A 24,034-nucleotide genomic window follows, 5' to 3' on the forward strand; every position below is an offset into this window, starting at 1 on the left:
AAAGGACAGGACGATGACACAAGTCACAAAATTTTGGCCGATTTTAACCGGCCGACATACCTATGAAAAAACCATTTCAACTCGTAATAGAGGGCATGGAGAACTAATTAAAGCACCGATTCTGGCCTATTTGATTGAAACGAAAAATGGTCGAATTTTGTTTGATGTGGGATGTGATTACCAGAAGATTCAACAAGATGATCAAAGAAAATATTATTACGAAAATGAAACCTTTCCATTTGGTCCGCCAGAAATGTCTGAAGAAGAGCGGTTGCCTAATCGTTTGGAAGTGTTAGGACTTCAGCCAGAAGATATTGATTTGGTTTTTTGTAGTCATTTGCATTTTGACCATGCGGGTGGATTATGTGAATTCTGTCATGCGGAAGTGCATGTGCATGCCAAAGAATTACAAGCGGCTAAAGAGCCGGCGGATGATGCGTATTTTGCGTCCGATTTTGAATTGCCTTTAAATTGGAAAGTTCAAACCGGTGAGTATGACTTGGTATCAGGTGTCAGTGCCATTGAAACGCAGGGGCATACCGCAGGCCATATGTCGATGTTGATTGAAATGCCAAAAGGCAGTCCGATCTTATTGGCGGGCGATGCGGCGGATCTTTCCGAAAACATTGAAGAGGAAATCGCGCCGGGACTGTGTTGGCAAGATAATGAAAAGTTGGCGATTGAAAGTATTCAAAAGTTGAAATACTTGAGCCAAAAGAATGAAGCCAACTTGTGGCCGAATCATGACTGGGACTTTTTTCAGCGCCATAACCGTTTTCCGAAATATTTTGAGTGATGATGATGGATTTAAAACTGTTTAAAACCCTTTGGGGAAATACGCTTAAATTTGACCAGGTCTGCCTTCAGGCCAAAGACGCTATGTTTGACGGTATTGAAGGCCCTGCGCCTTTAGTTGTGTCAGAGCAACAGGAATGGCGCGAGCAATTAAATCAAAATGGATTGGATTACATTGCCGAGATTGTAACGGGCGGGAATTTTGTTCCTCAACGAGATTGGACACCCAAGCAGCACTTAGAGGATTTGAAGAGACGGGTTGAAGACAGTTTGAGTTTGTCTCCTTTGGTTGCAACCTGTTTAACCGGGTGTGATGCGTGGGAGGAATCTCAAAGTGTGGATTTTTTTGGCGAAGCGTTGGAAATTGAAAAAGAATATGGCTTGCCACTCAGTTTTGAAACACACCGGAGTCGGCCGTTTTTTAATCCGTGGTCGACATTAAGAATCGTGCAGCAGTTGCCCGATTTAAAATTGAATGCAGATATCAGTCACTGGTGTGTGGTGTGCGAGCGTTTGATGGATTCAGAAATGGAGACTTTGATGCAATTGGTTCAGAGAGTGAAGCATGTGCATGCTCGTGTGGGGTATGACCAGGGCGCGCAAGTGCCTCATCCGGCCGCGCCGGAATATGAATCGGCGCTTCGTTCGCATCAGGCTTTCTGGCAAGCCGTTTGGCAGCATCAGCTAAACGAGGGGCACGCGTTTACAACAATGACCCCTGAATTTGGGCCGGATGGTTATTGTCATTTACTCCCTTTCACGCAAGCGCCCGTCGCTGATATTTGGCAAATCAATCAATGGATGGCGCAGACCGAACGTCAACATTTCTCTCAGTTTTTAAAGTCTCAAGATTAATCGATACGTAAATTAATAAGGATGTTTTTATGGAAGCAGTGGCGATCTTCGTGCTTTTTAGTGCCTCAGTTTTATGGGGGTTAACCTGGCTTCCTTTGAAGTATCTGAATGAGTTAGGGTTTGATGGGGTTCCGTTAACCCTTTTTTTGTATCTGATTATGTTGATTTTAATTTTGCCATGGGCTTGGCGAGAGCGGCAGCATATTTTGACATCATGGAAAGTGTTGTTAGCGGTGGCTTTGTTGGGCGGGGGCGCTCAGCTCGCATTTAATACTGCTTTGGTTTATGGGGAAGTGATTCGGGTAATGGTGTTGTTTTATCTGGTACCGCTTTGGGGTGTTCTTGGGGGGCGTATTTTTCTGCAAGAGAAAATCGATCAAGTTCGCTGGCTTGGGGTGGGGCTTTCTATTTTTGGCGCCTTTTTAGTGGTCGGAGGCTTACATGCTTTTGTCGCACCTCCTTCCTGGATTGATGGCATCGCTTTATTGTCCGGTTTTTTGTTTGCCATGAACAACATAATGTTTCGAGTGTCGCCCACGGTGCCTGTCAAAATCAAGTTAGCCTTTATGTTTTTAGGAGCCTTCTTGTTAGCCGGCGGGGTGATCACCCAGATGGAAATGCCCGTTTCATTGGACGTTTCTGGCCAGGCCTGGCTGATTTTGTTTTTATATGCTGCCGTGTGGATGATGGCCGCTAATTTTGGAACACAGTGGGCGGTTACGCATATTGAATCAGGGCGTTCGTCCATCATTGTCATTATGGAACTGGTCACTGCGGTGGTGTCCGCCAGCTTGATTTTGGGGGAAACCATGACCACGCTTGAAATGGTGGGCGGCAGTTTGATTGTATTGGCTGCTTTTTTAGAAGCCAGGCGTGCACAATAATGATACATTGTATGTTTTTGTGTTCTATATTGATGCAAGTTAGTCTAAAATTAGAGTGTGTTTAAAACAGCAAATAATTGTTAAGTAATTGATAAATATAAGTATATAAATAATTGGTTCATAGTGTGTTTATAAGTTATTACCTTTCTTTTAATTTGTAATAACTTAGGGTGGTATCAAGATGTTCTCTCGTAAAAAACTATTAGGATTATTTTCAGGATTATTCCTTTCCGCTCAAGCACTTTCTGTGAGCGCTGAACCGTTGAAAATTGGTTACAGTGATTGGCCAGGATGGGTGGCTTGGGAAGTCGCTATTGAAAAAGACTGGTTCGCTAAAGAAGGTGTGGACGTTAAGTTTGAATGGTTTGATTATGTTGCCTCTATGGATGCATTCGCAGCGGGTCAGATTGATGCTGTGGGTATGACCAATGGGGATGCTTTGGTGACGGGTGCAACCGGTGCCCAAAGTGTGATGTTCTTAATGAATGACTACAGTAACGGTAATGACATGGTGATTGGTGCACCGGGAATTTCGTCGATTAAAGATTTAAAAGGCAAAAAAGTGGGTGTCGAAGTTGGTTTTGTGAGTCACTTATTGTTGTTAAATGCGTTAAAAGACAATGGTATGTCAGAATCTGATGTAACGCTGGTGAATGTACCAACCAATGAAACTCCACAAGTTTTGGCGTCTGGTCAAGTTGACGCGATTGTGGCATGGCAGCCAAGTTCTGGTTCAGCTTTGGACCTTGTTCCTGGATCAAAACCGATTTATACCAGTGCAGATGAGCCGGGTCTAATCTATGACATGCTATGTGTATCTCCAAGCAGTTACTCTGCTAAGCGTGATGAGTGGGAAAAAGTGGCTAAGGTTTGGTACAAGGTAGTTGACTATGTGAACGATCCTAAAACCAGAGATGATGCGATTGCGATTATGGCATCACGCGTTGGTCTAACACCTGAGAAGTATAGCCAATTTGTAGAAGGAACTAAGATTCTGTCTCTTGAAGAAGCAAAAGAGCACTTCAAGAAAGGTGATAGTTTCAGTTCAATTTATGGATCAACAAAGTTATCTGACGACTTTAACGTTGCCAATAAAGTTTACCCTGATCCACAAGATGTTAAGTCTTATATTGATCCTTCTTTAACGTTGGGTTTGTAATTCATAGCCAGGCGTTATAAATAATCATAGCCGCAGTTCTTGCGGCTATTTTCTTCATTAAATTCTTTTTGATATTCAACGTGTTGTTAGAAACCTTACTTTCTGGCAAGGGATTCGTTTGTGTATGAAAAAGGGTGACTGAGGTAGGAAAAATGAATCAATGGCATCAAATGACATGGGAAGAAGTTTCCCGATTGGTGAATTCCGGTATCGATTCGGCGTTGTTGCCGGTAGGGGCAACGGAACAGCATGGTCCGCATTTGGGGTGTGGCATGGATTCGGAAATTGCCAGCCAGCTTGCAGCAAAAGTGTCTGAAAAAACCGAAGTGGCTTTGTTGCCCACTTTGCCTTACGGCTGTTCTATCGGGCATTCCGAACGCTGGCCGGGCACGATAGCCCTGCAACCGAAAACCTTGATTGATGTGGTTAAAGAAATTGGCGATTGGGTGCATGCTTCTGGGTTTAAGCGCCTGTTTATTTTAAACAGTCATGTTTCCAACTTTGCGCCTTTGCGATGTGCTTTAGAAATGCTGCGTGCCGAACATGATGGTTTTATGGTAGCGCTGGTGAATTCCGCGACGGTGAGTGAGCGAGTCAAGAATCGACATTTTGACGATGCCGAAGATTGGCATGCCAATGAAGCGGAAACGTCATTGATGATGGCGTTAGCCCCGCAGTTGGTGCGCGAAGATAAATTGCAGGACAGTGATGATCCTGACCGAACGGAAGACTGTGTCTTTTCGCACCCTGTAAATCGTACCAGTATGAATGGCGTGACTGGAAGCCCAAGCTTGGCAACCGCCGAAAAGGGCGAGACCTTATTTGATTGGATGGTGGAAGATTTAAGCGGTGTGGTGAAAAAAGGTATGACAGAAACGTCTCCTTTGCCTTATGGCTACTTTGATAAAACAAACCTTTAAAAGAGATAACACGTTATGAGTCATGATATTGAGAGTACAAAACAAAAATTAAAAGACATGGGCGTCAAATATTGTTTAGGCGCTTATGTCGATATTCATGGGATACCAAAGGGAAAATTTGTCCCGATTGATCATTTAGGGCATATGCTTGAAGGGTCTGAGTTGTATACCGGTTATGCCCTAGATGGATTGGGGCAAATGCTGAATGAAGATGAAATTGCTTCGGTTCCGGACCTGGATAGTCTAGTTCAGTTGCCATGGCAGCCGGAAGTCGCTTGGATGGCGGCAGACAATACTTTGCATGGTGAGCCTTATGAGATCAGCACGCGAGTTGCCTTAAAGAAAGTATTAGCTGAAGCTGAAGAAATGGGGTTCGGGTTTAACCTAGGGATTGAGTGTGAGCTGTTTGTTCTGAAAGAAGAAGAGGATGGCTCTTTATCGGTGCCAGACCGCGACGATAAGTTGATTAAGCCTTGTTACGATGTGCGGAGCTTTATGAATCGTTTTTCTTGGTTGGACAAAATGGCCACCACCATCAATGATCTGGGGTGGGATTTGTATTCGTTGGATCATGAAGATGCGAATGGTCAATATGAATTTGATTTCCAGTACAGTGATGCACTGACCATGTGTGACCGTTTTATTTTCTTCCGCTATATGGCGAAGCATTACGCACAGGAAGAAGGGTTGTTAGCGACATTGATGCCGAAACCGTTTGCAGATAAAACGGGGAATGGCGCGCATTTCAATATGTCTTTGTTTGACAAGGAAACCGGTAAGAATGTGTTTGCTTGTGATCCGAAAGACGATCCAAGAGGGTTAGGTCTGACGGAATTGGGTTATCACTTTATTGCGGGGGTTTTAAAGCATGGCCCGGCATTGTGTGCCGTGTTTTCGCCGACGGTGAACAGTTATAAACGACTCATTCGACAAGGAGCTATGGCAACCTTTTCTTGGGCACCTGTGTTTAATTCGTTTGGATCCAACAACCGAACCAACTCAGTGCGCGTTCCTTTAGGGGGCGGACGTTTTGAATCGCGTAACGCGGATGGATCGGTCAACCCATACTTGGCTTCGGCATTGGTATTGGCTGTCGGGTTGGAAGGTATCAAACAGAAACTTGATCCTGGCTTGCCGCAAGAAGAAAACTTATATGAGTTATCTGAAGCGGAAAGAGCGGAAAAGGGGATTGATTTCTTGCCGCAAAACCTAGGCGAAGCGGTGCGTGCGTTTGCCGACGATCCTTTTGTTGAAAAGGTATTGGGGAAAGGCTTGAGTGATGAGTTTATTAAATATAAATCTCAGGAATGGGAAGAGTACCATCGTACGGTTTCCGCTTGGGAAATTGAACGATACAGCCACTTGTTTTAAGACTCTCTTTTAACGATCTAGAATAAAAAACGACCAGGCCTGGTCGTTTTTTCGTTTTAAAGCGTCATATTAATTACATTTCATATAACCAATAAAAACCAAAGCCGGGTACAACCAATGCGTTGTTAAATATTTCAGGGCTTTGTCGAGTATGTAAGTCCATTAACTCGCCATTCTGATAACTGCCCCAGCTACTGACTTCTTCAAGATTCAAAGATTGTGGTTTGCTATTGAAGTTGGCCACCACCAAGACCCGATCATTAAATTTATGCGGATCGAATCGACTGATGACAAATAAGTTGGGGTTATCCACTTCAATGAGTTCACGGTTGTTAAAATCAGAAAACACTTGGATTTCTTTGCGCACGGCAATCATCTTTTTCAACGCACTGAAAATTTGATATTCAACTGTACCGCTGGTATTTCGGCGTTTTGTTTTTTCCCAGTCTATGTTTGGACGATGCACCCAGCGGTTATCATCCATTTTGTTTGGATCGGATAAATAAGCATCATCATTTAAGGTGCCGATTTCATCTCCGTAATACAGTAGCGGAATACCACCAAATGACAGAATCATGCTGTGCAACAATAAAATGATTTTAACGGCATCTTCAATGGCTTCAATATCGCCGGTTTCCATGGCGTACTGTAAACCGACTAACGAGGCGAGAGACCCTGAAATACGGGCATCACCGGTTTTTGCATTTTCCCCAAATGGCAGGCCGCGCGCATGAGAGCCGTCGAATTTCCCGGTTAGGTAGTCAATTAAAAAACGTCGATGGGAATTCGGTTCATAGCCCGCTTTGATAATGTCTTTGTCATCAAATCCGAGCCCGATATCATCGTGACAGCGTACATAGTTTAGCCAGGTCGCGCGCTCCAGTTTGACGGGCAGGCTTTTAATGCCTTGGTTTAACAGTTTGGCATTTTTGGTGGCAACGGCATCCCACATTAACGCCATAAAGGTCGCGTTATAGGCAATTTCGCATTCTTTGGCGATGACGGCATCTTCCCCGAAATATTTGGTGACTTCAACTGGCGCCACAATGGCTTCCGCAATAAAGAGTACGCCGGGCGCGGTGACCTGACAACAATCTTTTAAAAGCTGCAATATCAGATGCGCTTCGTGTTCATTTTGGCAAGTGCTGCCAATTTTTTTCCACAAGAAAGCGACCGCATCCAGTCGCAAAATATCAGCGCCTTGGTTCGCCCAGAACAGAATAACATCCAACATTTCGATAAAGACGGCGGGGTTGCTGTAGTTCAAATCCCATTGATAATCATTGAAAACCGTCATCACCCAACGTTGCATGTCTTCATTCCAGGTGAAATTACCAGGGGCGGTTTCAGGAAAAACTTCCAGCATGCTTTGTTCAAACATGTCGGGAATATTGCGCGAGTCAAAGGTGTAGTAGTAGTCTTGGTAGATGGGGTCGCCAGCGCGTGCTTTTTGTGCCCATTCGTGTTCATCAGAGGTGTGATTCAAGACCACATCGAGCACCAGAAGAAGGTCTCTTTGCTGCATTTCAGAGGAAAGTTTGTTTAGGTCCTCTAAGGTTCCGATACGCTCATCGATTTCTCGAAAATCACTGATGGCATAGCCGCCATCACTTCGTCCTTCGGGGCATTTCATAATCGGCATGATGTGCACGAGGTTAACGCCTAATTCCTGGAAATAACTCAAGTGCTCTTTCATGCCTTTAAGGTCGTTGGCAAACCCATTTGAATAAAGCGCCATTCCGACCCATTCCTGACTCAGAAACCAGTTGTAATCGTTCTCTCTTTCAATATCCAAGTCTTTCAGCTTATCTGGGCGCTTGATATATTGGCGCGCCATGGTTTCCACCAAACGAAGGGATTGTTGTTTAAAGTCCGGTCGGTTCCCATAGAGTCTTTCAAACAAGGAATGAATGGCGTAGAAGTTTGCCCCCAAGCGAGTGTAGAAATGCCGTAAATCTTGCTCATAGATATCTGGTTTAATCTGGTTCAGAATATCATTGAGTAAAGAATGAGATATTTGTTCGTACATACGCTACCTAATAGTTTGAATTAAACGTTCTTGGGTGCTGCTTAAGGTGTCTCTTTCGCTAAAGTGTTTCAATAAAGCGTTGATAAAATGCGGGGTCGGTTGAAGTGGCACCCCGGATGCCAATAACTTGGCTGGCAAATTGTTGCGCGGCCGCCAGTGTTTTGTCAATCGACCAATTAGACATTAGACCATGAATGTAAACAGCAGTAAAGGCATCGCCTGCGCCGACCGTGTCTATAAAATTTTCTAAAGTGCTTGGTGTATTTTGATGAAATTGGTTTTCCTGGGTTAGCACAATGGTTCCTTGAGCGCCACGGGTAACAATGACTTGCTCTAGATTAAATTCGGCTTGGAAGTTGCGCATGTCGGATTCAACCGTCTTGCTGGAAAATCCGAGTGTCTTAAGTTCATCAATGTTGAGTTTGACCCAAGTGGCTCGTGCTAACCATTGTTCAGTCTCTTCTTTCTGCCACCAGGGCTCTCGAAGATTTACATCCAAAAACAATGGGGCACCAGAGGTTTTCGCTAATGCCTCGAATGTTTGACGTGAGGTATTGTTCCTTAATGCTAAGGTGCCATGATAAAGAATATCCGGCGGAGAGGGCAGTCGAATTAGGTGCTTGTCAATGAAGTCATAAGCGCTGTCAGGCATAATCAAGTAATGCGGTTCATCGTCTTCGACCGTAATGGAAACTTGCCCTGTCGGATGGACTGGATCCAGTTGAATATTATCTGCCTGAAGCCCCCAATCCAGTGCGCTTTTGATGATTTGTTTGCCCAAATCATCGGTTCCGACTTTTGAGATAAAGGTAGGCGAATCTCCGAGTGCTTGAAGATGCCAGGCGATATTAAACGGTGCGCCGCCCAATACTTTTTCGCCGGTTGGAAAACAATCGAATAGAACTTCGCCAAAAATGGCAATCTTAGAGGGAGTCATCATAAGAAAGAGGGTCACCTTTTAATGAATTCCGAAATGCTTTGATGTAATGGCCAACGCCTTGCAAAACCCCTGCTGAGTAGTTACCACTTTCATTTGTATTATTTTGCGCTAGGTACAAGGCGTCAGTGGTGTGATTGGCTTGTGCCTGTTGCAGGGCTTGTTTTTTAATGTCGTCACCGGCATTGGCCACCAACACGGAATGAATTTCACTGGTCAATACCGGCAGGTCATTACCGCTGTCTCCTGCAAAAACGACTTCATCAAGAGAGTAATCCAAAAAGTGTTGTAAAAACTGTATGGCATGCAGCTTGGTGGCGTTTTTGGGTAAGACATCCAATAGGCCAATATTCTCTGCTTCATCAATGCTCCAAATCAAACTGGCATCAACATTTTGCGCTTTCAATACCGTGGCGGCATCGCTTAAAAGCTCATCGACATCGGTTGATAAAGGAACATAATAGCTGAGTTTGTGGGTGTTTTGCTTGCTCGGTTCTTGAAGCGTTAACGCTTTGAATATTTTTAAACTTTCTCGTAAATTATGATGGGTTTTGCCATGCCAATCTTGATTGATTTTCGCCTCCCACTGTGGCAGTGGCTTCCAGTCTTTTGATTGGGTTTGGTATATTTTCGTTCCCACATCACTGATAACGTAATCAGGGGTAGGGAGTTGATATTCTTCAATCGCTTCTTGAACGAGTGCCTGATGACGTCCGGTAACATAAACCAAAGTGACCTCTGGACGATTACAGAAGTCTTTTAAATCTTGCCTAGCGGTTGACTGTTCTTTTTGGGCACCATTGGGAATAATGGTTCGATCCATGTCAGTACAGAGTAATAATCGGACTGGCATTAATGGGCTTCCTTTGAAAGGTCTTCTGGTGGGGTGCAGCTATCAAAGAAATCATAATATTCCAACGCCTCCAAAATACCTTCTTCAAACGGTTTTTTGGCAAAGTAAATACGGTCAATATCATTGAGTTGTGATAGTTCTTCTTTATTACGGTTGGCGACAACCGCCGCTAAAGGGTTACCACGCATCATGTCTTCATCTGAACCGGATCCGCCCGCTACAAAAATACGTTCCAGAGGAATTTGCCAGCGGTTGGCGACATAACGCAATGCCATTCCCTTAGATGCACGTATCGGTAAAATATCCAGATACTTTCCAAAAGAGAGTTGTACCGTGACTGATTGCTCTTCCCAGTGAAGTAGCTGTTTGATTTCTTCAACATCGGCCATCTCGGTATCGATGGTATAACTGATCTTGAAACGGTTCTGTTCAGTTTTGGGTTGTTTCTTTAAACCGGGATATTTATCGAGCAAGCTGCGAATCTTATGCGGCATCCAGTGGTAATCAATGTGCTTTTCCCAAGCATTATCATTTGTCAGTTTTGGGGCATAACTGATCTCGGTTCCGCCACTACTGATTAAAATATCAGGCTCTGGGATATGATAATGCTTTAGAAGCCTCAAGGCCGAATCTAATCGTCGTCCGGTTGCGATAATAAAGAGGGTGCTTTTTCGGTGTTCCCGTAACAACTGAACGAGATCTCGCAAAGAATCGGAATCCCCAATTAAGTTTTGATCCAAGCTACTGACAAATGCACGGTCTCGATACAGTTCAGAACGTCGTTCGGTAATTTTGCGTTCTAAACGTTCATTTTCTTTCACAATTGGACAAAGCAGGTCGATATAGCTATCGGCGTGCGCTTCCCAAGCGTAATGGGTAAAGACACCTTTTAACCCCTGGTCAATATAGGTCTGTTTTAAAGATTGATTTCCGAGCAGTTTCAACAGGGCATCGCTAATGGTTTGCGGTTCTAACGGGTCAATTAAAATACCGTTTTTACAATTCCCGATGATGTCTCTTGGGCCGCCATCTTCGGTGGCGACAATCGGCAGTCCAGAAGCGGCTGCTTCGATTAAGGTCAACCCGAAAGGTTCGGTTAGCGCCGGGTTTACAAATACGCCGCCGGATGCTGCAGCAATACGGTAAATATAAGGAACTTGACCTCGTTGGTGATGCTTGGGCAGGGTAACTTTGCCATATAAATCATAGCGATCAACCGCGACCAGCAATTCGTGAAAGACAAGGCGCGCACCATCTTCCAAATCGTCAATGTCATCACGATTACCTGCAATAATGACGAGATTGGCCAGTGCTTGCAACGGTTTGGACTGTCCATAAGCTTCAATCAGTGCGGCAATGTTTTTTCGTGCATCTGGACGAGACAGAGCAAGGATAATCGGCTTATCCGGTGTTTTTAAATGCTGCGTCATATCAAAATATAAATCAGATGTAAGTTCATCGCCTTTGGGCGGCATAAAATGATTTAAATTGGTGCCAGGAGGCAAGACCCTCATTTGCTCCGGTTGATAAAAATCATACAACTCGTACTGTTCTTCAATTTCTTGGTGGGTGCTGGTAATCACCCTTTCAGCGGAAGCCAGTGTTTCTTCTTCCGCATCAATTCGGCGCGCCATGTTATAGACGGATTCGATTTCATCTGCACTCAGACCATTGGCCAGCAGTCGAGCGCGTTTCACACGGCCTAAGGAGTGCCCAGTATGAATCAGCGGAATGGCAAGCTGATTGGCCAAGTGATAGCCCACGTAACCTGCATCGGCATAATGACTGTGGATAATGTCGGGCATTTTTTTCTGTAAGCGCAGGTGGTCCATCATATTGTCGGTATAGGTATCGAGATAATCCCATAGACGTTCTTTGGCAATATATTGGTCCGGCCCGGCGGCGATGCGGACAATGTTGAGTTTGTCGCTGATGGATTCAACGGGTTGGGCGTAATCTTCGGAAACGGCCGAGTCGATGACTCGGCGCGTAAATAAATCGACTTTAGCCACTCCAGGATGGTTTGCTAATGCCTGTGCCAACTCAAGGACATACAGCGTTTGTCCTCCTGTATCGGCATCTCGTCCTAATTCCAGATTATGCCCGCGGATTAATCCGTGAACACTGATTAAAGCAATGTATAACTGACCCGTCTGTTCGTTCTGTTCGCTCATAGTTTAGTATTTCACTTATCTTGGTCGTTGAACGTTATGTGTCGTGATTATCACTCCAAGTAGAGTGATGCGAAAGAAATGTGTTGCTAACGGAAGAAGTTATTTTCCGATTTTATACGTATGATTTTTTTAAAAGAAGTTAGTTTGATTGTACAAAAAGTGGTAAATAAAACAAGGTTAAATAATAAAAAATGACCAGGCCGGGCCATTTTTTATGAATTAATTCAGTTAGCTATTTGCGTGGTTTTTTTGCTGTATCCAGTTTCGCCAACCGCCTGTGTGAGTGATTTCAGTGGCGCCTTCTAGGCCATAAGGTTCGCAAATAAATCCAACCACTTGATCGCCTTCCATAAGCTCAACTTTTCCTAATCCCAGAGGAGAAGGGATTAAGGCAAGAAAAGACCCTAAATGATGTTTAGGCATGGCCCAAACTTCGACTTCAATTGAGCTGCCGTTGGAATCATCTTTGATTAAACCGGGTTTTAGAATAGGGCCGCCTGCCAGCTCAAAAAAACGATATTTAGGCGCGGTCTGAGTGGTTTTCAATAACCGAGCGCCGCGTTCAATTAATTGAGTATTCAACGGAAAGCCGGTGAGGTGAGCGCCGACCACCGCTAATGGAATCGTGTCGGTTGCTTGAAAAAGGCTTGGGTTTGGAATGGGAAGCGGTGTTTTATGAGCGCCGGCTACATCAATAAAGTTTCCATGGAGTTCGTCAGTCAATTGTAGCAGTTTGCGATCACTTCCGGCGGGCGCAAACAAAGTGATGCCGGTCGGTATTTGATCGGCTCTGAAGCCGGTTGGCATGGCCACCGCGGCATAGTCCAGCAAATTCATAAAATTGGTGTAGGTGCCCAATACCGAGTTTAACCCGACTGGATCGGATTCGACTTCTTCAATACTGAAAACAGAGGGGGTGGTAGGGGTGAGCAAACAGTCCACGGTTTCCCATATGGCTTGGGTGTCATTTTGTGCTTTTTGCAAAGCATAGCTGCCTTTGTAGGCATCCGCAGCCGAGAGATTTCTGGCACCGGCAATGATTTTGCCTACCGTTGGGTCCAAAGCGGATTCGTTCGCGTCAAAGAAGGTTTCAATGGCAGCATAGCGTTCCGCCACCCAAGCACCGCCATACAGTAATTTTGCGGTTTCCAGCCAAGGTTGAAAATCGATTTCTTTGATTTCGAATCCGAGTGTTTTGAGCTTTTGGATGGTTTCAATAAAATTGGCTTCAGCCTTTGCATCATCATTGAAAATTAAGCTGTTTTTGTCAGGGATTCCGATTACCGGTTTTTGAGGCCAAGCCGGTAGGGTTAAAGCGGTTTCTTGTCGGCTGAAATCATCGGTTGAATCCGGTTGTGCTGCCACATCGAAAACCGCATAAGCGTCTTGGGCGTTTAAAGCAAAAATGCTCACTACGTCTTGCGAGCGTACTGCAGGCACTACGCCTGACGTACTTAGGAGGCCTTTTGAAGGTTTTAATCCGACTAAATTATTAAACGCGGCTGGCACACGGCCTGATCCGGCGGTATCAGTACCGAGTGAAAAGCTGCATAACCCTAAAGAGAGTGCCACAGCCGAACCTGAACTTGAGCCGCCAGAAATCATGTCAAAATCGAACGCGTTATGGCAAACCCCATAAGGCGAGCGTGTGCCAACCAGGCCGGTCGCAAATTGATCCATGTTGGTTTTGGCGAGAGGAATCGCGCCAGCATCCATTAAAAGTTGCACCACAGTGGCTGATTGCTTAGGCGTATAAGCGAACTCTTTACAGGCGGCCGTGGTAGGTATGCCTTCCAGGTCAATATTGTCCTTAATAACAAATGGAATCCCCCAAAGTGGCAGGCTGTTCGCATCAGTTGATTCCAGTCTGGCCAAATAATATTCCAGTTCTTGTTCGCTTAACAGATGGGTAAACAGGTTGTAAGCATCATATTCGAGTGCTTGTTGTCTTAAGGTCACCACCAGTTGACGAGGGTTTAATTCGCCTGACTCATAGCTTGTTTGTAATTGAGCGATGCGGCAGTCCATTAGTCTGTGACCTCCATCACCATTAAAGCCTGACCGTTTTGAATAAGGTCGCCTTCATTAATTAAGATTTCAGTGATCACGCCATCGGTTTCTGCTTCCACTGGAATTTCGATTTTCATGGTTTCCAAAATGGCAATTACATCGCCTTCTTCCACTTTGTCGCCCGGCTTAACCGTGATTTTCCAAGCACTTCCGGTAATAGGAGACAGTGCCGCTTCAAAGCCTTCCGGGATTTCGGCCATCGGCTCATTCGCAATTTCTTCCTGGTCTGAAGAAACATCGTAATTGGCTTGCCCATTTTCTTCCCAACGTTGACGTTCGGCTTCAAAAGCCGCTTGCTGTTTGGTTCTGAAAGCGTCGATGCTGTCGGATTCTTCCGCCAAAAAGGCTTGGTATTCTTTTAATGATAAGGTCGTTTCTTCAATCGAAATATCATAGCGTCCCAGCGGGAAGTCTTGTCTGGCTTGCGCTAGCTCTTCTTCGCTGACTGGGTAGAACTGGATTTGGTCAAAGAAATCGAGCAACCACGGTTTACCGGGTGGGAAAAATTTTGTATTACGATAAGCATTCCACATTTGAATAGTTCGACCCACAAATTGGTAGCCGCCCGGGCCTTCCATACCATAGACGCACATGTAAGCACCGCCGATACCGACAGCATTTTCCGGTGTCCAGGTACGAGCCGGATTGTATTTGGTGGTGACCAAGCGGTGACGAGGGTCTAGCGGTGTCGAAACAGGGGCGCCCAGATAGACATCTCCTAACCCCATGACCAAGTATTTGGCTTCGAATACGATGCGTTTCACGTCTTCAATGGAATCCAAGCCATTGATGCGACGAATGAACTCAATGTTGCTCGGGCACCAAGGCGCATCCGGGCGAACTGAGTTCATGTATTTTTCAATCGCCAGTTTGGTACTCGGATCATCCCATGATAACGGCAGCTTCACGATGCGGCTTTTCACGGTTAAATCTTGCGCGGAAGAAATCTCTTCTTCTAAAGCAATCAGTTTTGCAATGATGTCTTTTTGAGAAATCTTGCGAGGGTCATAATGCACCTGCAAAGATCGAATGCCAGGGGTTAAATCGTTTAAAAAGGGCCAGGCCTGGTCATTTCTCAGTTGTTTCAGTTTGTCCGCCAGAACCTGAATTCGGAATCGTAAAGCCAGATCCAATTCCATTGCACCATATTCAATCAAGACATGGCTGTCTCCAGAGCGGCGGTATTTGACACCGAATTCATGTTCTTGGTCAGAAAGTTCAAATGCGAGGCACGATTGTTCGGTCGGTTCATTTAAGAACGTCAGAGCAGGTAAGGTTTTCGGCGTTAAACTTTGTAAAGCGGCTTCTTGTGCTTTTAAAGCGGCTTCGGCCGTTTCCGTTGAAACCGGCTTGAAGCGGATTTTATCGCCTGGTCGCAATTGCCCCATTTTCCATTGTTCCGCTTCGATGATCGTGGCAGGGCAAACAAACCCGCCTAAGCTTGGGCCGTCTTGCGCTAGGATAACCGGCATATCACCGGTGAAGTCAATCGCGCCAATGGCATAGGCGTTGTCGTGAATATTGGAAGGATGCAGTCCGGCTTCGCCGCCATCGGTTCGAGCCCAGTTCGGTTTGGGGCCATTTAATCGAATCCCGGTACGGCTGGAGTTGTAATGCACTTCCCAGTCGGTGGCAAAGAAGGTGTCAATATCTTCCTCTGTAAAGAAATCCGGACACCCTTGTGGACCATAAATCACCGCAATTTCAGCATAATTGGTCAACTCAGGTATCAGTTCCGATGGTAGGTGGTTTATTTGTGTGTCGTCAACCGAGGTCGATAAATGCAATACGTCGCCGGCACGCAATAGACGACCGGCATGACCCCCAAACCCACCCAATGAGAAGGTGGTTTTACTGCCCATGTAATCCGGCACATCAAACCCGCCTTTGACGGCTAAATACGCTCTCTGCCCTAAAGACTTGATGACTTTTGATTTCAGCAGTTGTCCTGCTTTCACCGACACCGCTTCATTTTGCGGAATCGGTTGCTTGTCGAGAGTGGGGTTAATGTCCGCCCCAGTAATGCAAATCACCGTATCACGATCAAATTTCAAGCTGACACCGGAAACCGTCATCTCAATGGTGGCCGCATTTTCATCATTGTTCAAGCACCGGTTAGCCAAACGATGAGAGAGTGCATCCATTGGACCTGATGGCGGTACGCCGATGTCCCAATAGCCTAAACGCCCAGGGTAACTGACCAGCATGGAATGTGTACCCGGGTTGGTGATTTCCACCGTATTCGGTTGATGACTAAAGCCATTTAAAAACTGAGTATATAAGTTTTCGGCTTTGATAAAGGCCGGCGCATGACTGAGTGCCGCCAGATAAATAATATTGGTTTCAAATCCGTCGATACGAGTTTCGTCTAACGCGGTTTGTAGTTTATGGACGGCCGTTTCTCGATCATCGCTTTTGACGATGATTTTTGCCAGCATAGGATCATAATAAGAACTCACGTCTTGTCCACTGGTGCACCAAGTGTCGACACGACAATCGGTTGGCATTTTCCAGCCAGTCAGTTTCCCAGAACTAGGTTGGAAGTTTTTGAAGGGGTCTTCGGCATAAACACGCACTTCAATGGCGTGACCTCGCGCAGGCTTGACCGCTTCCGGAAAGGTTTGATTGTAAGCAACTTGAATCATCCATTGAACCAAATCCACATCACGCACCGCTTCGGTAATCCCGTGTTCTACCTGTAAACGTGTATTCACCTCAAGGAAGTAATATTGATTGGTGTCGGCATCATAGACATATTCCACCGTGCCGGCAGATTGGTAATTCACCAATTCACCGAGTCGAACGGCATGAGCTTCCATTTCGGCAACTTGTGTTCGGCTGATGCCGACGGCGGGTGTTTCTTCCACCACTTTTTGGTTACGGCGCTGTAATGAGCAATCACGTTCCCCAAAAGAAACCACTTTTCCAAGCCCGTCACCAAAGATTTGAATTTCAATATGGCGAGCATTGACCACGAATTTTTCTAGAAAAATACCACTTTGACCAAAGGAGTTTTGACTGAGACGAGCGACTTGATCGAATGCTTCCGAGAGGTCCTCCGGCGAATCACAGCGCTGCATACCGATACCACCACCACCCGCGGTGCTTTTTAACATCACCGGGAAGCCGATGCGGTCCGCTTCTTGTTGTGCTTCTTCAAGTGAGGAGAGTAAGTCTGAACCAGGTAGTAAAGGCACATTGGCTTTAATGGCCAGCTCACGAGCAGTGTGTTTGAGTCCAAAATCCCGAATATGATCAGGGGCAGGTCCAATGAACTTAATGCCCATGCTTTCACAGGTTTCGGCAAAGCCATCGTTTTCACTTAAAAATCCGTATCCCGGGTGGATAGCTTCCACACCTAACTCTTGTGCTTTTTCTAGGATAAGGGGCACGTTTAAATAAGTTTCGGTTGCCACATTTCCCTTCAAAAAAATGACTTCATTAGCTTGCTGCACGTGGAGTGATGCACGGTCTGCATCGGACGCCAGCACCACGGACTGAATGTTCATTTGTTTCAAGGTACGGATGATTCGGGTTGCGATGGCTCCGCGGTTAGCAATGAGAATTTTTTTAAACATGTCTATTCCTTTTCAGCTCGTTCTGAATGGTTCAATTTCGTTTTGCTGTCTATTTCCAGATAATCATTTCGACAGGCGTCGGGTTGTATCCGTTACAAGGGTTATTCAGTTGTGGGCAATTGGAAACTAAAATTAAAGTGTCCATGTGCGCTTCCATTTCCACATAGCGCCCAGGCGCTGATATGCCGTCATCAAAATCTAAATGACCGTCTGGCGAAACCGGCACATTCATGAAGAAATTGATATTGCTGGATAAATCGCCTTTGGTCATTGGCTTGTTGGCATTGCAGTCACATTGTCCGAGAGCGGTTAAGAAGGAATCACGACAAGAGTGCATGTGTCGTTTTTCGATGGCATAACGCACGGTGTTACTTTCGGCAGAGCAAGCGCCGCCAATGGTGTCGTGTCGGCCACAGGTGTCATCCACAATTGTCAGCATCGGGTTCAGTAAATTCGATTGAAGCACCGACCCTTTGGTTAAATAAATATTGCCTTGTTCCCGAATTGTATCCGTCGCGGAATAACGCTCTGAATGGTCGTGAGCATTGTAAAACAGGGTATCTACCGCTTGGTTTCCTTCAAGGTCGACGATGCGAAAGCGTTGTCCGGCTTTGACTTCATGCATCCAAGGATCGCCGGCTTCGACAACTTCACGGTAAACAATTCGGCTGGCATCAACATTAGCATTCGTCATTGGGATTTTCTCCATAGTAGATTTTGGTGTTGTAGTAAGCGCGCTCGTTTTCTGCGCGATGCAAACGACACGCATCGTCTTTTTTCACTGAGTCGGCTTTGAATACGGTCAGATCAATTGGCTTTGGATCGTAGTCTGGGTTCGGGTCAAGCGGGTGTTGGACGGTTGAAAGGCAGACAATGGCATCCATTTCAAAACGCAGATCAACATAGTTTCCAGCCGATGAATTGTTCGGCACATAGATCATGCTCCCGTCCTCTTCAACGCGGACTTTACTGAACCAGTTGATATTCGGCATGATGTCACTGGCATTGAGTCCCCATTTACCTAGCTCATTGATAAGGCTGTCATAGCCGTTTTTAAAATAATCGTTATGCGCGGCTTGGTAGCTTTTGTCACCATATTTTTTATGAACCAATGTGGCATGAGATAGTCCGCCGATGGTGTCATGCCAGCCACAGGTATCTTCAATAATCGAGCAAATGACACGACCCATATCGGTGAAGCACATGTTGGGTTGGGTCAAAAACGCCGTTTTTTGCGCTTTTAACGTGTCTGGCATGTTGTAGCGTTCATTTTTGACTTCAATGTTATTCATTAGCATTGATACATTGGCATTGCCTTCAATGTCGGTGAGACGAAGTACCGTGCCACGACGAATGACGCCAGACCAATGTGCGCCACCCGGCAAATGCTCTTGCCAGATAAACCCGTCAGGCCTGGTTGTTTTTTGAGAGGTGTTTTCAGTCATTAGACGTCTCCTGTGAAAAATCATTGGGTGCCGTAAAAATAGGCGGCAAAGCAAAATTAGTTAAATAAAGATTACCTGTTTTGACCCCTCGGTTAGAGAGGAATCTATGGCTGATATTGTTTAAATCTTGTGCAGGTCCTTGCATCAAATTTACTTCCAATGTGTGGTGGTTCATCAACTGGATTTGAGTCGAGGAGATGATTTCAGCTACATACTGGTGTTTTAATTGGTTTAGTTTTATCTGTAGTCCTGGCGCAGCATGGTCATACACCATCGTTAGGGTGCCGGCCATGACTTTGTTCGTATGATCTTGTTGGTAAGCAGACACCTCTTTTTGAATGATGTCTGTCAGCAGCGCAGAGCGATTGTTGAAGCCACGGTCAATGACCAGTTTGTCTAAATCTTCCAAGACTTTGGCAGGTAAGGACGCGCTGGTTCTCACTAAATGGTTATTATTCTGTGTCATTAGAATATATCCGGTACTTCAGCATTAACAGGAACAAGACGCACCATGCTCAGCTTCTCTTCAAAATCCATTTCAGGTTGAGGAGGGTGCACCAAGCTTTCTAAGTATTCTTTGGTTGCCATGAAAGCAGGGCTGAGCAAAGTATCTTCTTGACGTGGTCTTGGTAAAGGCACATTTACAACTTCATGAACTCGACCTGGGTTGGCATCTAACACTAAGATTCGATCGGCTAAATAAATCGCTTCGTCCAGATCATGCGTAATAAAAAAGATCGTGATGTCGATGTTTTGCCAGATTTCCAGCAGGTATTGCTGCATTCGCATACGGTTTTGTGGATCAAGTGCGGCAAACGGCTCATCCATCAGTAACACTTTAGGCTGGTTTGCCAGTGCGCGAATGATGGCAACTCTTTGTTTCATGCCGCCTGATAACTGATGCGGATAAGCTTCAGAAAACTTTTCCAGTCCAACCAAGTCAATCCACTGTAAAGCCTCTGTTTCAGCGGAGTTTTTTGACATACCGCTTTGCGTTAAGCCGAACATGACATTTTCTTTGACCGACATCCACGGGAATAAAGAGTAGCTTTGAAAAACCATGCCACGATCGGGGCCTGGTTCAACCACAGCAGTGTCTTCTACATAAATTTCACCAGCTTCTTTGGTTTCTAATCCCGCAATCAGGCGCGCCAGTGTGGATTTACCACAACCGGACGGACCAACGACGCAGACAAACTCACGTTTGTAGGCGGTAAAATCAATGCCGTCAAGCACCTTGTTGGTTTTGCCTTTATGTTCGAAAGACTTTTCAAGCGCATTGATCTCAAGGGCTTTAGGACGCTCTGTGATGCGTTGGTTACGGTCTTTGATGGCAGGTGTCTGCCATTTTTCTAAGGGATGGTTTGATTGTGTCATTTGTCTCACTCCTTAGTGTGAACCATGCCATGGGAAAAGACGCTTCCCAATGCGAGCTAAAATCATGTCGGTAGTAATACCGATGAACCCAATAATTAAGATAGCGGCAAATACGTTGTCGAAATTTTTATAACGCGCTTGCTGTGTGATGAACCAGGTAATACCTGAGCTAGTACCGATCAATTCGGCAACGATTAAGTAAGTCCATGCCCAGCCGAGCAGGATTCTCATATCTCGAAATAAATCAGGCAACACGCAAGGAATAATCACTTGGCGAATCATGGACATGCCTTTACACCCTAAGGTCAGAGATGCTTCAATCAATGCCATATTCAGTTTCCGTGTGGTATTGGCTGAAATCAAAACCATTTGAAAAAAGGTTCCGATAAAGATAATTGATATTTTGGGAGCATCATAAATCCCTAGGATAGCCACTGCTAATGCGCCGAAGGCAGGTGCTGGTAAGTAACGAAAAAACTCGGTAAAAGGTTCGATTAAACGAGAGGCCGAGTCATACGTTCCAGCCAGTAGCCCAAGCGGTAAACCAAACACCATGGACCAAAAGAACCCCCAGGCGATAATTTGAATAGAGTGCCCTAGGCTTTCATGAAACCAGGGTTCGTTGCTGCGTTTTGGGGGCGTGGTGAACGCAGTGTAGAGTGCCGTGGCCACTTCATGCGGTGCAGGAAGGTACACCGGATTGGCCGGTTCACCTTGCGGTAAGTGGACAGTTTTATCTGTTTCGGCTTGTTTAACGAGAATCTTATCGACTTCTCGCTGATAAATGTCTTTGTCTATTAAAGTGCCTTCTCTAAAGTAGCTAACATCCCCTGGGTCGGTAATTTCAACCTGTGGATGCCAGATGAAAGGCACATAACTGACGATAGACCACAGCAGAATAGGAATCGCGAAACTGGCGAACGTTAACCAGATTCTTGAACGCTTATCTAATTCAACGCGCGGGGTTGTCCAAGATTTTGAAAATATAGCCATAGAAAAGGTCTCTTGAGTTATTGTTCGTTTGAAACAACAAACATAATCAGTATTACGTTTTTATCTAATCGTAATAAGCAATGGGTGTACCAATTAAAAAATATCACTTAATTCAAGTAGTTAGTGTATTTGTGAGATAAGTTCCTGGAGTTATGTTTCGAGTTGGTGCTTGTTTGGATTTTTTTGGGGCGATTATTTTGAGGGGTGAAATAAGTTTAAGGCATTCTGGTAGGCGATTTTTTCAGCAACGGGTTTAGGGAGTTGTTCAAGCCAAAGTCGGATTTTGCTGACGGCATCATCAAATTTTAACCAGCGCTGGGTGCTGAAAGTGTCCACGGCTGCCAGTAACTTATCTTGGTGCTGTATAAAGAAAGTTCTCCACTCGGGTTTGAGTTGGTTTGTCTCATTAATAAATAAGGTGTCTCTAACCGATGTATCCATATAAAGGTGTGTTGGATGGCGTTTAAAAACCTGAGATAAGAATTCTGGAGTCGGTTGCGTTCCTAGGTGTGCCCAAATCACAGTGGTCTTTGGTGCCAGTTTGAAGATCTGGTCGACAATTTCGGCGTCTCCATGGATCATGATCATCAAGTTTCTTTTTTGAGCTGTTTTAATCACTTGAGTTAAGACCGGGCTGTATACGTCTTGTTTAAAGATATGAAATTCCCCGACACCTTGATAAGGGAAATGGTCGAGTTTGGTTTCTAAGGTGTTAAGGGTTGTAAGGTCTAGCATCCAATTGGGTTTGTTTGCTTTGGTTCGATAGAGGCTTAAAAAAGGAATGATGCGATTTGGCATCGCTTGATAGAGTAACTCGGTTTTGGAGGTGGGGGTGCTGGAGATTAAAGCGCCGATAATATGGTTTCGGTCATAGCGTTGTCGAATCTCTTTTGGGGAGAGCGCCTGACTGTCTGCTAGAGAATAATGAGAGTGGCTATCAAAAATGGGCATTGATTCAGCGGAACTATTTAACGATAGCCCTATTAATAGTGTCAGAAAAATAGATTGAAGTTTTTTCATTTCGACTCTCTTATAAGTGGTGTGTTACCAATTCATTTATGCGCTGTTGATAGTTTACTTCTGGTGTTGGCGCCTTTCCAATGGGATCAATATTCTTTTCAGGATTATTCAATAAGGTATGAAACGTGCCGACTGTGCATTTTGCTAAGGGGTCTAAGTTATACCCGCCGCCCAGTGAAAAGCTGATCCGGCCGCCGCAGAGGTCTTTGGCAGATTTTAAGCATTTTTCGACCAATTGATTGAATCCCAATACTGAGGCTTGGTGTTCTGCCAATGGGTCTTGCCAGTGCGCATCGTATCCTGCAAACACAATAATATGTTCAGGTTTAAAAGCTTCTAACTTAGGGTGAATAACTTGGTCATAGACTTCTAAATAAGCGTTGTCTCCTGCGCCTTTTGGAAAAGGGCAGTTGACCACTGTGCCTTTGGCTTTCTCTTTGCCGGTAAAAGTATGCCCTCCGGTCATTGGCCAAAATGGATGCTGGTGAATAGAGATCGCCATGATGGAAGGGTCGTTATCAGATAGGTCTTGTGTGCCATTGCCATGATGGACATCAAAATCAATAATGGCGATACGTTTCACTCCCCGATATTTTTGTAAGGCACGGGCTGCGATAATATCTGAGTTGAAGATGCAGAATCCCATCGCTTTGTTTTGTAAGGCATGATGCCCTGGTGGGCGAAGTAAGGCAAAGCCATGGTCGATCTTTCGGTCATAAATGGCAAGGTTTAAATTAATGTTGCTCCCAGCTGCCATTTTGGCGGCATCAAAACTGGAAGCATTTAAATAAGTATCGCCTTGATAGGGTTCGTAAAAACCGCCGCCAGAGTCGCTCAAGATTTCGATTTCATCAATATAGCTTTGTGTGTGCGCTAGTCGAAGTTCTTCATTGGTTGCCAGTCGGGTTTGAATGGGGGTGAGCTGTGGCCAGATGTTTTGTTTTTCCATCTCATTATTAATAGCAACTAATCGTTGAGCATTTTCAGGGTGATCTTTCATGTCGTGTTTAAAGAATAAAGGGTCAAGTACGACGCCCGTTGAAAATTGACCAGGCCTGGCTGCTTTTCCAATGCTTGCGGTCGTTATGGGGCTGATACCTATTGCACTAAGGGCTAATAAGTTTTTGATGAAATCTCTTCTGCTGGACATGATAGGGCTCCTAAAAAGACTTTTTAGTTTTGTTATACATATAAGTGTAAGTTTTTTGCTTAAAAAGTATAGAGGGAAAGATGCGGTTCAACATTTGATTCTTATTTCAGAGTGTTTTAAGTGTAGAAGAACAGAGCTAATGCCCTAAAAATACAGGAAAGCAGGCGTTTGAATCGTAGTAATGCGAATGAAAAAGGTCTTAATGTAAAAAAAGTAAAAAAAGAAGCAAAAAAGGGTTGCAAAAAAACGGGTGGCGGTTAGAATACGCATCTCTTTCAAACAGAGCCCAAATAAAGCAGCCAAGGCCGCGGCGTTTGGAGACGTTTAAAAGGGTTTTTTGAGTGGTTATTTGAGATGAAAATCGAGAATAAAAACTTCGAAAAAAAAGCGTAAAAAAAGCTTGACGTTGATTAGATGTTAAGCC

General features: G+C 45.0%; 19 protein-coding genes. 6 read left to right on the top strand and 13 right to left on the bottom strand.

Features of this window, described 5'->3' with window-relative positions; translation table 11 throughout:
- Positions 1 to 13: 13 nt before the first annotated feature.
- The 6 genes from P8629_RS06720 to glnT all read left to right on the top strand — a co-directional run bounded on the left by P8629_RS06720 (position 14) and on the right by glnT (position 5,984).
- The gene (locus P8629_RS06720; protein WP_278165357.1) at positions 14 to 796 is read left to right on the top strand and encodes an N-acyl homoserine lactonase family protein; all 783 of its coding nucleotides are present in this window, start codon (positions 14 to 16) and stop codon (positions 794 to 796) included.
- 5 nt (positions 797 to 801) lie between these two features.
- Positions 802 to 1,650 carry a sugar phosphate isomerase/epimerase family protein gene (locus P8629_RS06725; protein WP_278165358.1) on the top strand — a complete coding sequence of 283 codons (849 nt, stop codon included), beginning with the start codon at positions 802 to 804 and terminating at the stop codon, positions 1,648 to 1,650.
- A gap of 29 nt (positions 1,651 to 1,679) precedes the next feature.
- On the top strand, positions 1,680 to 2,534 hold the full coding sequence (locus P8629_RS06730) for a DMT family transporter (RefSeq protein WP_278165359.1): 855 nt from the start codon (positions 1,680 to 1,682) through the stop codon (positions 2,532 to 2,534).
- A 181-nt stretch (positions 2,535 to 2,715) separates the two neighbouring features.
- Positions 2,716 to 3,693: an ABC transporter substrate-binding protein gene (locus P8629_RS06735; protein WP_278165360.1), complete on the top strand. Its 978-nt coding sequence runs from the start codon at positions 2,716 to 2,718 to the stop codon at positions 3,691 to 3,693.
- Between the two features lie 152 nt (positions 3,694 to 3,845).
- Positions 3,846 to 4,613, top strand: coding sequence for a creatininase family protein (locus P8629_RS06740; protein WP_278165361.1), 768 nt, complete (start codon positions 3,846 to 3,848; stop codon positions 4,611 to 4,613).
- Between the two features lie 15 nt (positions 4,614 to 4,628).
- On the top strand, positions 4,629 to 5,984 hold the full coding sequence (gene glnT / locus P8629_RS06745; protein ID WP_278165362.1) for a type III glutamate--ammonia ligase: 1,356 nt from the start codon (positions 4,629 to 4,631) through the stop codon (positions 5,982 to 5,984).
- A gap of 73 nt (positions 5,985 to 6,057) precedes the next feature.
- Here the strand turns inward: glnT and P8629_RS06750 are convergent, their stop codons facing one another.
- The 13 genes from P8629_RS06750 to P8629_RS06810 all read right to left on the bottom strand — a co-directional run bounded on the left by P8629_RS06750 (position 6,058) and on the right by P8629_RS06810 (position 23,610).
- Complete coding sequence (locus tag P8629_RS06750; protein ID WP_278165363.1) at positions 6,058 to 8,013, bottom strand: alpha-amylase family glycosyl hydrolase; 1,956 nt, start codon at positions 8,011 to 8,013, stop codon at positions 6,058 to 6,060.
- Between the two features lie 58 nt (positions 8,014 to 8,071).
- Positions 8,072 to 8,953: a carbohydrate kinase family protein gene (locus P8629_RS06755; protein WP_278165364.1), complete on the bottom strand. Its 882-nt coding sequence runs from the start codon at positions 8,951 to 8,953 to the stop codon at positions 8,072 to 8,074.
- Positions 8,937 to 9,803 carry an HAD-IIB family hydrolase gene (locus tag P8629_RS06760; RefSeq protein ID WP_278165365.1) on the bottom strand — a complete coding sequence of 289 codons (867 nt, stop codon included), beginning with the start codon at positions 9,801 to 9,803 and terminating at the stop codon, positions 8,937 to 8,939. Before P8629_RS06760 ends, P8629_RS06755 begins: the two co-directional genes overlap by 17 nt.
- Complete coding sequence (locus P8629_RS06765; RefSeq protein WP_278165366.1) at positions 9,803 to 11,977, bottom strand: HAD-IIB family hydrolase; 2,175 nt, start codon at positions 11,975 to 11,977, stop codon at positions 9,803 to 9,805. The genes P8629_RS06760 and P8629_RS06765 overlap by 1 nt, the downstream gene beginning before the upstream one ends.
- 228 nt (positions 11,978 to 12,205) lie before the next feature.
- Entirely contained in the window at positions 12,206 to 14,005 is a 1,800-nt protein-coding gene (gene atzF, locus P8629_RS06770; protein ID WP_278165367.1) for an allophanate hydrolase, read from the bottom strand.
- Positions 14,005 to 17,625 (bottom strand): urea carboxylase, encoded by a 3,621-nt coding sequence (uca, locus tag P8629_RS06775; RefSeq protein WP_278165368.1) that lies wholly within the window; start codon positions 17,623 to 17,625, stop codon positions 14,005 to 14,007. The genes atzF and uca overlap by 1 nt, the downstream gene beginning before the upstream one ends.
- Before the next feature lie 49 nt (positions 17,626 to 17,674).
- Positions 17,675 to 18,319, bottom strand: coding sequence for an urea amidolyase associated protein UAAP2 (locus P8629_RS06780; RefSeq protein WP_278165369.1), 645 nt, complete (start codon positions 18,317 to 18,319; stop codon positions 17,675 to 17,677).
- Positions 18,306 to 19,070 carry an urea amidolyase associated protein UAAP1 gene (locus P8629_RS06785; protein WP_278165370.1) on the bottom strand — a complete coding sequence of 255 codons (765 nt, stop codon included), beginning with the start codon at positions 19,068 to 19,070 and terminating at the stop codon, positions 18,306 to 18,308. Before P8629_RS06785 ends, P8629_RS06780 begins: the two co-directional genes overlap by 14 nt.
- Positions 19,063 to 19,536 carry a CopG family ribbon-helix-helix protein gene (locus P8629_RS06790; RefSeq protein ID WP_278165371.1) on the bottom strand — a complete coding sequence of 158 codons (474 nt, stop codon included), beginning with the start codon at positions 19,534 to 19,536 and terminating at the stop codon, positions 19,063 to 19,065. The genes P8629_RS06785 and P8629_RS06790 overlap by 8 nt, the downstream gene beginning before the upstream one ends.
- The gene (locus P8629_RS06795) at positions 19,536 to 20,447 is read right to left on the bottom strand and encodes an ABC transporter ATP-binding protein (protein ID WP_278165372.1); all 912 of its coding nucleotides are present in this window, start codon (positions 20,445 to 20,447) and stop codon (positions 19,536 to 19,538) included. Before P8629_RS06795 ends, P8629_RS06790 begins: the two co-directional genes overlap by 1 nt.
- A gap of 12 nt (positions 20,448 to 20,459) precedes the next feature.
- Positions 20,460 to 21,440: an ABC transporter permease gene (locus P8629_RS06800; RefSeq protein WP_278165373.1), complete on the bottom strand. Its 981-nt coding sequence runs from the start codon at positions 21,438 to 21,440 to the stop codon at positions 20,460 to 20,462.
- A 192-nt stretch (positions 21,441 to 21,632) separates the two neighbouring features.
- Entirely contained in the window at positions 21,633 to 22,460 is an 828-nt protein-coding gene (locus P8629_RS06805) for an amidohydrolase family protein (RefSeq protein WP_278165374.1), read from the bottom strand.
- A gap of 10 nt (positions 22,461 to 22,470) precedes the next feature.
- Entirely contained in the window at positions 22,471 to 23,610 is a 1,140-nt protein-coding gene (locus P8629_RS06810; RefSeq protein WP_278165375.1) for a histone deacetylase, read from the bottom strand.
- Positions 23,611 to 24,034 lie beyond the last annotated feature (424 nt).

It is taken from the genome of Hydrogenovibrio sp. 3SP14C1, from assembly GCF_029625905.1.
GTDB lineage: Bacteria > Pseudomonadota > Gammaproteobacteria > Thiomicrospirales > Thiomicrospiraceae > Hydrogenovibrio.